Origin of the sequence: Paenibacillus sp. FSL P4-0127 (assembly GCF_038007325.1) — a bacterium.
In the GTDB taxonomy this organism is placed as follows: Bacteria; Bacillota; Bacilli; order Paenibacillales; family Paenibacillaceae; genus Fontibacillus; species Fontibacillus macerans.
This window is the reverse complement of the sequence record NZ_JBBOWY010000001.1, coordinates 2610052-2622500: the sequence shown is the minus strand read 5'-3', so window position 1 is coordinate 2622500 and position 12449 is coordinate 2610052. Positions and strand designations below refer to the sequence as shown.

General features: G+C 54.4%; 9 protein-coding genes and 2 rRNA genes (1 of these 11 running past the window's edge). All 11 read right to left on the bottom strand.

Annotation, left to right across the window (positions count from 1 at the left end; genetic code table 11):
- Nucleotides 1-247, bottom strand: a 23S ribosomal RNA gene (locus NYE74_RS11775); it reaches 2683 nt to the left of the window's first position.
- Between the two features lie 306 nt (nucleotides 248-553).
- Nucleotides 554-2119, bottom strand: a 16S ribosomal RNA gene (locus NYE74_RS11770).
- The 16S and 23S rRNA genes sit together here, the layout of an rRNA operon.
- 342 nt (nucleotides 2120-2461) lie before the next feature.
- Complete coding sequence (locus NYE74_RS11765; protein WP_036620537.1) at nucleotides 2462-4330, bottom strand: LysM peptidoglycan-binding domain-containing protein; 1869 nt, start codon at nucleotides 4328-4330, stop codon at nucleotides 2462-2464.
- Between the two features lie 166 nt (nucleotides 4331-4496).
- Nucleotides 4497-5375 carry a branched-chain-amino-acid transaminase gene (gene ilvE / locus NYE74_RS11760; RefSeq protein ID WP_036620534.1) on the bottom strand — a complete coding sequence of 293 codons (879 nt, stop codon included), beginning with the start codon at nucleotides 5373-5375 and terminating at the stop codon, nucleotides 4497-4499.
- Nucleotides 5375-6280 (bottom strand): prephenate dehydratase, encoded by a 906-nt coding sequence (gene pheA, locus NYE74_RS11755; RefSeq protein WP_341004806.1) that lies wholly within the window; start codon nucleotides 6278-6280, stop codon nucleotides 5375-5377. Before pheA ends, ilvE begins: the two co-directional genes overlap by 1 nt.
- Nucleotides 6277-7245: a homoserine kinase gene (gene thrB, locus NYE74_RS11750; RefSeq protein ID WP_036620528.1), complete on the bottom strand. Its 969-nt coding sequence runs from the start codon at nucleotides 7243-7245 to the stop codon at nucleotides 6277-6279. The genes pheA and thrB overlap by 4 nt, the downstream gene beginning before the upstream one ends.
- Nucleotides 7242-8312 carry a threonine synthase gene (thrC, locus tag NYE74_RS11745; RefSeq protein WP_036620525.1) on the bottom strand — a complete coding sequence of 357 codons (1071 nt, stop codon included), beginning with the start codon at nucleotides 8310-8312 and terminating at the stop codon, nucleotides 7242-7244. Before thrC ends, thrB begins: the two co-directional genes overlap by 4 nt.
- A gap of 28 nt (nucleotides 8313-8340) precedes the next feature.
- On the bottom strand, nucleotides 8341-9627 hold the full coding sequence (locus NYE74_RS11740) for a homoserine dehydrogenase (RefSeq protein WP_036620523.1): 1287 nt from the start codon (nucleotides 9625-9627) through the stop codon (nucleotides 8341-8343).
- 83 nt (nucleotides 9628-9710) lie between these two features.
- The gene (locus NYE74_RS11735) at nucleotides 9711-10148 is read right to left on the bottom strand and encodes an ACT domain-containing protein (protein WP_036620522.1); all 438 of its coding nucleotides are present in this window, start codon (nucleotides 10146-10148) and stop codon (nucleotides 9711-9713) included.
- 149 nt (nucleotides 10149-10297) lie between these two features.
- Complete coding sequence (gene obgE / locus NYE74_RS11730; RefSeq protein ID WP_155621229.1) at nucleotides 10298-11611, bottom strand: GTPase ObgE; 1314 nt, start codon at nucleotides 11609-11611, stop codon at nucleotides 10298-10300.
- Nucleotides 11602-12369, bottom strand: a complete 768-nt coding sequence (locus tag NYE74_RS11725) for a Spo0B domain-containing protein (RefSeq protein ID WP_227872971.1) — start codon at nucleotides 12367-12369, stop codon at nucleotides 11602-11604. The genes obgE and NYE74_RS11725 overlap by 10 nt, the downstream gene beginning before the upstream one ends.
- Between the last annotated feature and the right edge of the window lie 80 nt (nucleotides 12370-12449).

Sequence of the window (12449 nt, the reverse complement as noted above, 5' to 3'; positions counted from 1 at the left end):
ACTGACGGAATCACTATTGTTTTCTCTTCCTCAGGGTACTTAGATGTTTCAGTTCCCCTGGTATGCCTCTTCACCACCTATGGATTCAGTGATGAGTGACTAGGTATTACCCCAGCCGGGTTTCCCCATTCGGACATCCCCGGATCGATGCTTGCTTACAGCTCCCCGAGGCAGTTTCGTTGTTCGCCACGTCCTTCTTCGGCTCCTAGCGCCTAGGCATCCTCCGTGTGCTCTTAGTAGCTTAACCATGATTTTTCCCGAAGGAAAATATCAAACCACTAATATCTTCACTTGTGTTGACACAAGTTCAGCTAAAAGGATTGTTCTAAAACGCAAATTTCGTTTCGTTATCCAGTTTTCAAGGATCAAGTTTCTTCGCCGTTTTACCGGCGGAAGAATATCTTATCATCTCCTGCCTTACCGTTCAACCGGCAAGTGTTGGAAGGATAAGCTTGAGAGTTGAACTCTCAAAACTGACCAACGAGTGAGTAACAGGCCTAAGACCTGATTTTGTATTTGTACCGTTCCGTAACAGGAACGAGGTACTCCATAGAAAGGAGGTGATCCAGCCGCACCTTCCGATACGGCTACCTTGTTACGACTTCACCCCAATCATCTACCCCACCTTCGGCGGCTGGCCCCTTGCGGTTACCTCACCGACTTCGGGTGTTGTAAACTCTCGTGGTGTGACGGGCGGTGTGTACAAGACCCGGGAACGTATTCACCGCGGCATGCTGATCCGCGATTACTAGCAATTCCGACTTCATGCAGGCGAGTTGCAGCCTGCAATCCGAACTGAGACCGGCTTTTCTAGGATTCGCTCCATCTCACGACTTCGCTTCCCGTTGTACCGGCCATTGTAGTACGTGTGTAGCCCAGGTCATAAGGGGCATGATGATTTGACGTCATCCCCACCTTCCTCCGGTTTGTCACCGGCAGTCACTCTAGAGTGCCCAACTTCACTTGCTGGCAACTAAAGTCAAGGGTTGCGCTCGTTGCGGGACTTAACCCAACATCTCACGACACGAGCTGACGACAACCATGCACCACCTGTCTCCTCTGTCCCGAAGGAAAGCCATATCTCTACAGCGGTCAGAGGGATGTCAAGACCTGGTAAGGTTCTTCGCGTTGCTTCGAATTAAACCACATACTCCACTGCTTGTGCGGGTCCCCGTCAATTCCTTTGAGTTTCAGCCTTGCGGCCGTACTCCCCAGGCGGAGTGCTTAATGTGTTTACTTCGGCACCAAGGGTATCGAAACCCCTAACACCTAGCACTCATCGTTTACGGCGTGGACTACCAGGGTATCTAATCCTGTTTGCTCCCCACGCTTTCGCGCCTCAGCGTCAGTTACAGCCCAGAGAGTCGCCTTCGCCACTGGTGTTCCTCCACATCTCTACGCATTTCACCGCTACACGTGGAATTCCACTCTCCTCTTCTGCACTCAAGCCGTCCAGTTTCCAGTGCGACCCGGAGTTGAGCCCCAGGATTATACACCAGACTTAAACAGCCGCCTGCGCGCGCTTTACGCCCAATAATTCCGGACAACGCTTGCCCCCTACGTATTACCGCGGCTGCTGGCACGTAGTTAGCCGGGGCTTTCTTCTCAGGTACCGTCACTCTCCTGGCAGTTACTCCAGAAGACGTTCTTCCCTGGCAACAGAGCTTTACGATCCGAAAACCTTCATCACTCACGCGGCGTTGCTCCGTCAGACTTTCGTCCATTGCGGAAGATTCCCTACTGCTGCCTCCCGTAGGAGTCTGGGCCGTGTCTCAGTCCCAGTGTGGCCGTTCACCCTCTCAGGTCGGCTACGCATCGTCGCCTTGGTGAGCCGTTACCCCACCAACTAGCTAATGCGCCGCAGGCCCATCCGTAAGTGACAGCCCTGAATAAATTCAGAACCGCCTTTCCCAAGCCTCTCATGCGAGAAGCTTGATTATCCGGTATTAGCTACCGTTTCCGGTAGTTATCCCGGTCTTACGGGCAGGTTGCCTACGTGTTACTCACCCGTCCGCCGCTAAGTTAATCAGGAGCAAGCTCCCGATTAACTCCGCTCGACTTGCATGTATTAGGCACGCCGCCAGCGTTCGTCCTGAGCCAGGATCAAACTCTCCAATAAAGGTTGTTTGACTTGCTCATTTAGAAAAACTGACGAGAATTTTAATTCTCATTTATACTCACTCGTTGTTCAGTTTTCAAAGATCAACTTCGCTTTTCGTTCATCACCGTTGTTTCAGCGGCGACTTAAATAATATAACACACTGCCGAAAGTAATGCAAGCTTTTTTTAAAAATAATCTTAAATCAAATGCTTTCCCTGCGAGATTAATATTATCGCATTTCGCGGGGACATTTAATATAGCACATTACTAGGTTATACTCAAGCTATTAAGCATGTTAATTTTCGGAAATAAGAAAAAATAAAGAAGAGCGAGGGATTACCGCCCTCGCTCCATAAATCTTTAAGCATTAATCCACGGATTCCGGCGGCCGGACGTTTTGAGTTTGCCCGAGCTTTTTTTTCCGGCCCCATCTGATCTGGACTTGCCTTGCTTTTTGCGAGGTTTTACCGAATCCGGGCCGCCCGAGATTTTAACATTTTTAGCGGGGCCTGCTTGCTGGATTTCCGATGTTCCTGCCGGTTCGGCTTCCGCCTGGATTTCCGCCGTATGCGCCTCCCTCTGAGAATAACCTTTCATACTTTCCAGCGGGCTAACTTCGCCTTTAAGCGGTTCATTCCCCCAGGACGCCCCTTGAGTCAAAGGAGCCGGATAGTTTAAAGGATACCCCGGCATAAACGGCGCCGCTTGGGCCAAGGGTGAAACCGCAGACGGGTATGCCGGCATCGGCTGTCCATAATACGGCAGAGTTCCTGGGCCATGATGCCAGGGCGCTCCTTGAGAAAACGGCGCATTGGCATAGGATTCGGGAGACACATACTGCGGTTCAGGTGTCGGATAATGGTGCATGCTAAACATAGGATAATTGTTTTCTGCCGGGCTGGTATTCCCGCCTGCTTCCGGCATCGTGTACATCGGTGCGCCTGCATTCGATAACCCCGGATACTCCCCTTCCGGAATATGCCCCATTGCAGCCTGCACCTGCGGAAACTGCGGAATATTGGAGGAAGATACGGCTTCCGCGGGTACATTGTATTGGTAAAAAGGATGGTAGCTCTCCGGCTGCTGGTAGGTATGCGGGACATTCCCCGAACATCCGCATGGGGATTGAGTTGGATAAGCCATTGCGGGGAATACGGACGTAGGCTGAAGCGGTTGATAGTGCGGATATTGAGGGTTTGCATATTCAGGCAGCTGTGCCGTCGGATATTGGGCAGTTAAAGGTGCGTATGCCTGTGGCTCTGACTTCATCGGTTCATAGGCAGATGGACTTACCGGCCCATAACCGTACGGTTCCGATTTCATTGGCTCGTAAGAGATCGGGCCAAGGCCGGTCGACTCCGATTTCATCGGCTCGTAAGAGATCGGGGCGAGATTGGCCGGTTCGGATTTCATCGGCGTGTAAGCTACAGGCTCATACTTGGCGGGTTCATAATGCATGGGCTCATATTTTGCCGGCTCATACTTGATGGGTTCATACTTGATCGGCTCGTGTTTGATCGGCTCGTGTTTGATCGGCTCAACCTTCATAGGCTCCAGTTTGGTCGTTTCGTATTGGATCTGCTCGACCTCGATTTTAATCTCCATCGGCACCGTCTTCGGCTGCTCCGCCTGTATCGGCTGCAAATTTACAGGCTCCACATTCATCGGCTTAGGAACCTCCTCCTTCGGAGCTTCCTTGGGGGCGGGCTTAACGGCTTCCGGCGCGATATTGGTTTTGGGTGCCATTTCCGCCCCGGTAATAGGAGCCGTGCTCTTTTTGCCGGCCATGCCTGCGATGGGCGCCGTGTTTTTCTTGCCGGTTTGGGCCGGCATTGTCCCGATATTCTCCGGATTGGGATTCGGATTCGGATTGCCGTGCTCTCCCCAGGCCTGGCCTGCCCCCGCGGGAATGTTGACGATTTCGCCAACCGTCAGCTGGTTCGGATCTTTCAATTGCGGATTCGCGGCGATCAATGTCTGCAAGGAAAGTCCCCATGCATTCGCCAGCTTCCACAACGTATCGCCCTGCTTGACGACATGCTTATAAATTTTGCCCGTCTCCCCGCCGATCGGCACCGCCTCGGCAGGAATCTTCACCTTGTCGCCTACGTTCAATACGTCGGGATTTGCGATTTGCGGGTTGGCATCGATCAATTTCTGCAGAGGCACATTATACTTTTTTGAAAGCTCAAACAAAGTATCGCCTTTCTTGACAATATGAATTTTCACGCGCTAAAGACCTCCTAGGTATCTTCTCCGGAACGTGATTATCGCCCGGGGCCCATTTATAACATCCTATGCAGGAGCCCGGTTTTTGACATCCAACAAAAAGAAAAAATCCTACCTCCCTCTAAAAAAAGGAAATAGGATCGAAACGCTCCAAACGGAGCCGCGATTACCAGACTTTCAAACCGTCCTGATCGACGATCGCCCGGAACTCCTCCAGGAGCTTCAACGTCACCGGACCGGCATGTCCCTCGCCGATGATCCGGCCGTCCACTTCGCGAACGGCGATGACTTCCGCCGCGGTGCCGGTCAGGAACACTTCGTCGGCCACATACACGTCATGCAGCGTAAACGGTTCTTCTTTGAGTTTATAGCCTTTTCTTTCGCAAATTTCGATGATCGCCTGGCGGGTAATCCCTTCCAATGCGCCCAAATAACATGGAGGCGTTGTGATAACCCCGTTTTTGACGATGAAAATATTGTCGCCCGAGCCCTCCGTTACGTAACCTTGAGCGTTCATCATAATAGCCTCGCCCGCCCCGGCCAGGTTCGACTGGATTTTCACCAGCACATTGTTCAAATAGTTCAGCGATTTGATTTTCGGGTTCAGCGCGTCGGGCACGTTTCTGCGCGTGGAGACCGAGACGGCTTTCAAGCCGGTTTTGTAAGCTTCCTCCGAATAAATCGCCAGCTGCTCCACAATGATGACGACCGTTGCTTTGGGGCAGCGGTTCGGATCCAGGCCCAAATTGCCCGCCCCGCGGGAAACGATGAGCCGTATGTAGCCGCTCCGCAGCTCATTGCGGCGCAGCGTCTCCACCAGAGCATCCTCCATTTCTTGATAAGTCAGCGGAATGTCCAGCATGATCGATTTCGCGGAATCGTAAAGGCGATCCAAGTGCTCTTTGCACTTGAAAATATTGCCGTTATAAATCCGAATCCCCTCGAAAATCCCGTCCCCGTACAAAAAGCCATGGTCAAACACGGAAACCTTTGCTTGATCCTTTGTTACGAATTCTCCATCCAAGTAAATAACTTGTTCTGCCATTAATTTTGCACCTCCGCTGTTTGCTCTTCAAAAGAATAACTGGGGTAGCTCCCCAGCACGCGCACTCCACACCCCAAAGCCTCGATTTCGCCGATCGCCGAGCTGAGCAGCACCGATTCCAGCGGTTCAAGCACATCCATTAAAAAATAATAATTTCCCAATTTCTTTTTTGTTGGACGCGACTCGATCCGCGACAAATTCAGTTTGCGCCAAGCAAACGCAGACAATACCTGATGCAATGCCCCTGGAAAATCCTCAGGCAACGCAATCATCAAGCTTGTTTTGCTTTGGGCGGTTTTTCTGTTCCCGCCGATCTTCAGCGGCTGCGGGCCGATCAGGACAAAACGGGTATAGTTGTTGTCATGGTCCGTCACTTTGCCGGCCAGTACATCCAACCCGTGATGCTGCGCTCCCAATCTCGTACCGATGGCGGTCCATCCCAGGCCGGGATGCTGCTTGACCACCTCTACCGCCTCCGACGTGCTGCCGACGTGCTCCAATTCCGCCTGAGGCATGCGGGAGCGGATAAACTGCAGGCATTGGGCCATCGCCACAGGGTGGGAAAGCACTTTGGTTACTTTGGAAAAATCGATGCCGTCGCCATCCGGTGTCCCGGCGCCGAATTCTTCCCGCCGGCCGATCAAGTTCTGAATCGACGGATATACCCATTCCACCTGCATCGGAATATCCACTTCGTGGACAAGCCAATCCATATGCAGGCTGACCGATCCTTCGATCGTATTTTCCACCGGAATGACGCTATAATCGCTTTTTCCGCTGGCCGTGGCTAAAAAAACATCGGAAATTTGCTTGAAATGAAGCAGTTCCACCGGCTCTTCCCCAAACAGGTGCAGCGCCGCTTCGTGGGAAACCGATCCTTCAGGCAGCAATGCTATACGTTTCATGTCCTGACTTCCCCTTTGATGTAATCCATAAATGAACCTTCCTTATCCATAGTAAGCTCCATCGCCCCGAATGTGCAAGGTTCGAGCCAGATCGTCCTAGCCCGGATTCCGTGCCCGGCAAGAACGTCCAAAAGGAAAACCTCCAGGTTCTGCCCCGTACGCTGCCGCCGATCGGCCAATGCCAGCAGAGTTGGCCCGGCGCCGCTCAAAGCGGCCCCGAGCGCTCCGTGTTCGGTCGCTTCCGCCAAAATCCGCGCCATGCCGGGAACCAGTTGAGCCCGGTAAGGCTGGTGAAGGCGGTCGCGCATCGCGGCCGGAATCAGATCGAGCCGGCCCGCGGCCAAAGCCGCGGTAAGCAGCGAAGTGCGGCTGACGTTATATACCGCGTCCTGCAAACTTACCTCGCGGGGAAGCGCTTCGCGAGCCTTGGAAGTGGACAGCTGAAAATCAGGAATTGCCACCAGCACCTCGAGATCGGCCGGAGGTTCAATCCGCAGCACATCCGCGTGGCTGCCGTCCCATACGGCCGTGATAATGCCGCCAAACAAGGAGGCCCCGACATTGTCGGGATGCTTCTCCATTGCTGTAGCCATGTCAAACAGCTTGGCCCGGTCGAGCGGCGAGCCGATCAGCAGATTGGCGGCGAACAGCGCCCCGACGATGGCCGAAGCGCTGCTCCCAAGCCCGCGGGTCAGGGGAATTTCCGAGTACATCGAAATATCCAGTTCAGGCAGCTCCACGCCGGCTTCGGCAAACACCGTTTGCGCAACTTGATACACCAGATTGCTTTTGTCTTTCGGCAGCCCGCCCATCTCGTCGCCGTAAAGATGAAACACGGTCGTCTCCGCCGGCTTCATTTCAATCCAGGAATACAGGGAAAGCGCCATGCCCAGCGTGTCGAATCCGGGACCCAGGTTGGCGGTGCTGGCCGGCACCTTGACCCGGACCCCGCCCTCACGAATCATGCGCGCGCCCCTTGCAGCTTGGCGATCGCATCCATGACCGCTTCCTCCGTATCCTGTACGACAAGCGGTTCACTGCCGATGCTCTTGATCGCGATATTCGGGTCCTTCAAGCCGTGGCCGGTAAGGACGCAAACTACGGTTTCGCCGCCTTTGAAATAACCTTCGCGCTTTAGCTTGTATACGCCGGCGATGGAAGCCGCCGAAGCCGGTTCGGCGAAGATGCCTTCACGGGCGGCAATGGTCCGGTACGCTTCGAGAATTTCGTCGTCCGTCACGTAATTGATTTGCCCGCCCGACTCTTCGGCTGCCGCTACCGCGGTTTTCCAGCTTGCCGGGTTGCCGATCCGGATCGCGGTGGCGATCGTTTCCGGCTCCAAAATCGGCTCGCCCTTGACGATGGCCATGGCGCCTTCGGCCTCAAAGCCGACCATGCGCGGCAGCGAAGATGATTTTCCGCGTTCGTGGTATTCCTTAAAGCCTCTCCAGTACGCGGAGATGTTGCCGGCGTTGCCTACCGGAATCGCCAGCACGTCCGGCGCCTTGCCAAGCTGATCGCAAACTTCGAAAGCAGCGGTTTTTTGCCCCTCGATGCGGTACGGGTTCACGGAGTTTACCAGCGTAATCGGATGTTTGGCGGTAATGTCGCGGACGATTTCGAGCGCCCGGTCGAAGTTGCCTTCGATGGCGATCACTTTTGCGCCATAAATCATCGCCTGCGCCAGTTTCCCCAGCGCGATGTTGTTGTTGGGAATCAGCACGATGCAGTCGATACCCGCGCGAGCGGCATAAGCGGCTGCGGCCGCCGAGGTATTGCCCGTGGAGGCGCACATGATCGTACGGCTGCCCTCTTCGATCGCTTTGGCGACGGCCATCACCATGCCGCGGTCTTTAAACGACCCGGTCGGGTTCAGCCCCTCATATTTGAAATATAGATCAAGCCCGAGCTCCCGCGACAAATTTTCCGCCCGCGTGAGCGGCGTATTCCCCTCCTGCAGCGTAAGCTTCGGCGTTTTGTCGGTAACGGGTAAATATTCTTTGTAGGTTTCCAGCAGTCCGAGGTATCTCATGGGATGAACTCCTTTTTTAAAAATAATTTTATCCTTCAACGCGGTAAACGCTTTTGATCCGATGAATCACATCAAGCGACTCGAAATGGTTGATCACCTTATCCATGCTCGCTTTGCTGGCGTAATGAGTAACGATCATGATCTCCGCCCCGTTCACGTTCGTGTTCGGCGACTGAACGACCGAATCCAGGCTGACCTCGTATTCGGCAAACACCTGGGTGATCCGGGCCAGCACGCCCGCTTTGTCGTCGACATGGAGCAGCAAGAAGTTTTTATAGGCGATCTGCTCGTCGGTTTTCAGCTTCTTCGGCTTGTAAGGTACGATTTGCTTCAGACCGTTGACGCCCAGCTTCAAGTTTTTGACGACGGCGACCAAATCGGCGACGACGGAGGTGGCCGTCGGCATCTCGCCGGCTCCGGCGCCGTAAAACATCGTCTCTCCCACGGCTTCGCCGTATACATAGACGGCGTTGTAGACTCCGCCCACCGCAGCGATCGGATGCGTATTTTTGACCATCGTCGGCTGCACGGTGATGCTGAATTCGTCATCCTGCCGCTCGGCGATCCCCAGCAGCTTCATTTCATAGCCAAGCCGTTTGGCATACAAAATATCCTCCCGCGTTACCGAAGAAATACCGCGGACATGAACGTCGCTGAGCTCGACATTGGTCCTGAAACCCAACGTGGCGAGAATCGCCATCTTTCGGGCGGCGTCAAGCCCCTCCACATCGGAGGTCGGGTCAACTTCCGCATACCCAAGCTGCTGCGCTTCCGTCAGCACATCCTCGTAAGAAGCGCCTTCTTGGCTCATTTTGCTCAAAATGTAGTTGGTCGTCCCGTTCACGATCCCCATAATTTTCATGATCCGGTCGGAGGAAAAGCCTTCGATCAGCGTCCGGATAATCGGAATGCCGCCGGCTACGCTGGCCTCGTAAAACACGTCGCATTGATTATCCAACGCTTTGGCCAAAATTTCCGAACCGTACAGCGCCATCAGATCCTTATTGGCCGTAACGATATGTTTGCCGCGCTCCAGCGCTTCTAAAATGTAAGTTTTCGTCTGTTCGACGCCGCCCATCACTTCCACGATGACATCGATCTCCGGATCGCGGATCACTTCCCACGGATCCTCCGTCAGCTTGGCCCGATCGATCGCGATGCTGCGGGGTTTCTCCAGATTTTTCACCGCAATCTTCTCGATCCGTATCGGAGACCCCACTTGACTGCTCAGATCCTCCTGATGCCCTTCCACGATCCGAACCACGCCGGTTCCCACCGTGCCAAGCCCAAGCAATCCAACTTTCACTGGTTTCACTTCCGATCCCCTCCTGTTATCCAATGCGCCTTAGGCACAAGCATTTTCTATGGTTTCGCTTCGCCCTCCCGCGCTCGTCAGCCTTAGCTTTGTCCGACGATTTGCGTTCTCCTGACGCCGGAAATGGTCTGAAGCGACTGCAGCATCGCATCCAGTTCCTCGGTGAGCCGGGAGGTCTCCACGGAAATCACGACATTGGCCCTGCCCTGGAGAGGAATGCTTTGGTTAATCGTCAGCACGTTGCCTCCGGAGCCCGCAATCGACGCAAGCACCTTCGACAAAATTCCCGAGCGGTGCTCAAGGTCAAAGGAGATGGTCACAATGCTTTCCCGATCAATTTGATTCAATTGATGAATGCCGTCTTTATACTTATAAAAAGCGCTGCGGCTCAACCCCACCTGCGCCACCGCCTCGTGAACCGTCCTGGCTTCGCCGGCGGCGAGCAATTGCTTGACTTGGAGCGTCTTGACCACCGCTTCGGGCAAAATGTCCTCGCGAACCAAATAATAATGCTCTTTCACAAAACGTCCTCTCCTTAGAGACTTTTGTTTTTACATAGTGGACATTATACCGGAAAGTCGAACAGGTGGCAATGCTTTTACCGTAAATACCGCGAATTTCCGCAGGTGCCGCTGATAGCAAGAAAAGCACCCCAAAGGTGCTTTCTTGATCAATAATAATAACTGCTGCCTTCCACAAACTCGAATTCGAAGTCGCCGATGCGTACAGGCGTACCGTCCTTGGCGCCGCGCTTGCGCAGCTCCTCGTCGACGCCCATGTGGCGCAGCGTCCGGGCCAGCTTTAAAATCGCGTCATGCGAATTGAGCTGCATCCGCTTCATCATCCGCTCGATTTTTACGCTTTCCACAATAAAAGTCTCGTTTTCCCGCCGGATCGTGAACCCTTCGTCCTCGCGCTTGTCGAGCTTGTAGATTTTCCGCTCCTCAAGCTCAGTCACTTCTTCGATCGCCGGAGCTTCCGGAATTTGGTCGAGCAAATCGGCCGCGCGATAAACAAGCTCCTGCACCCCTTGGCGGGTTAACGAAGAGATCGGCATAATTTCCAGGTCCCCGCGAACCTCGCTGACCTGCTTGCGGAATTTCTCCAAATTTTCCGCCGATTCCGGCATATCCATTTTGTTGGCGGCGACGATTTGCGGACGATGCTCCAGATCGGCGTTATATTGTCTGAGCTCGTCGTTGATCTTCTGCCAATCGTCAAACGGATCGCGCCCTTCCGAGCCCGCCATGTCGACGACGTGGATAATGAGACGCGTCCGCTCCACATGGCGCAAAAATTCATGCCCCAGACCGACCCCTTCATGGGCTCCCTCAATCAGTCCCGGCAGGTCGGCCATCACGAAGCTGCGCCCTTCGCCGACTTCGACCACTCCGAGATTCGGCGTGATCGTCGTAAAATGGTAGGCTCCGATTTTCGGCTTGGCCGCCGACACGACCGACAGCAGCGTCGACTTTCCGACGCTCGGAAAACCGACCAGCCCAACGTCGGCCATCACCTTCAGCTCCAGCACCACCCAGCGCTCTTCGCCTTCTTCGCCGTGCTCGGCCAGCTCCGGCGCCGGATTGTTTGGCGTGGCGAAGCGAATATTGCCGCGCCCTCCGCGCCCCCCGCGGGCCACGATAATCTGCTGGCCATGGCGCGTCAAATCGGCGAGCACCTCCTGCGTATCGTCGTCGATCACGACCGTACCCGGTGGCACGCGGACGATCATGTTTTCCGCATTGGCCCCGTGCTGGCTTTTGTTCCGCCCTTTCTCCCCGCGCTGCGCCTTGAAATGGCGCTGGTAGCGGAAATCCATCAGCGTTCTTAAGCCTTCGTCCACCCGGAAAATGACGTCCCCGCCTTTGCCGCCGTCGCCGCCGGCCGGACCGCCCTCGGGCACGTATTTCTCCCGCCGGAAGGCGACGATCCCGTCGCCGCCGTCGCCTCCCTTGACATATATCTTCGCTTTATCTACAAACATGCATTCACCTCATTTAAGTTCCCGCAGGAAATCCGCAGCCGAAAAGCGGAAAATTCCGATTCAATCTGTTCGGCCCGAACCCGTTTGCCCTCTGCCCATTCCTCAATATGGCGCCTTAACGCTTCCTTGTTCCCCGATGCGCTCAGCGGATCGAAGCGGACCAGCACCTCACCGTTTTCCCTGGCGATGGACATTTTCAACTGAAGTATTTCTCCCCACGAAGACCGGCCGGCATACTGATAAGCTCTGACCGTTTCCACGATGGCTTCCGTCAGTTCCTCCGCGTCATCCGCCGTAAGCAGGCAGCCGAGCTGCAGGTCGTCCTCGATATCAACCTCCAACTGCACCGATCCGTTCACTTCGCGGAACGACTGCAAATAAAACACGAGCGACGGAATGCCGAGCCGCGATATTTTGCTCTCCACGGCCATTCGTCCTTTTATTCTTTCCACGCAGCCCGCCATTTTATCAATTTTGCCCATCTTGATATATCCGTACAAAATCTGCAGATCGTTCATCCAATCATGGCGATGGTGGCTAAGCGTCGCCGCAGCCGTCCGCTGCACGGATTCCAGCAAATGCTTCCGCTCGCTCTCCGCCTGTTTGCGGATATGCCGGACATACATCCAAAACAAGACGAAAAGACAACCGCTTATTACCGCATGTCCGATCGGCGACTTCACGAAATAATGGAGGGCCAGACTCGCGATCGCAAGCAGCACGCCGATCGTCGGCACCGTGAACCGATGTTTCATCATTTCCCCGTTCCCCTAACGAATTGGGTGAGCTTGCCACCCTGGCATCATAACCCAGTATAACATAAACCCGGCCTGAAAAT

What these genes read in the sequence shown, in the direction of transcription:
- ilvE (WP_036620534.1), bottom strand. Translation starts at nt 5,375, where the DNA reads ATGGCAGAACAAGTTATTTACTTGGATGGAGAATTCGTAACAAAGGAT.
- obgE (WP_155621229.1), bottom strand. Translation starts at nt 11,611, where the DNA reads ATGTTTGTAGATAAAGCGAAGATATATGTCAAGGGAGGCGACGGCGGC.
- thrB (WP_036620528.1), bottom strand. Translation starts at nt 7,245, where the DNA reads ATGATTCGTGAGGGCGGGGTCCGGGTCAAGGTGCCGGCCAGCACCGCC.
- NYE74_RS11725 (WP_227872971.1), bottom strand. Translation starts at nt 12,369, where the DNA reads ATGATGAAACATCGGTTCACGGTGCCGACGATCGGCGTGCTGCTTGCG.
- pheA (WP_341004806.1), bottom strand. Translation starts at nt 6,280, where the DNA reads ATGAAACGTATAGCATTGCTGCCTGAAGGATCGGTTTCCCACGAAGCG.
- thrC (WP_036620525.1), bottom strand. Translation starts at nt 8,312, where the DNA reads ATGAGATACCTCGGACTGCTGGAAACCTACAAAGAATATTTACCCGTT.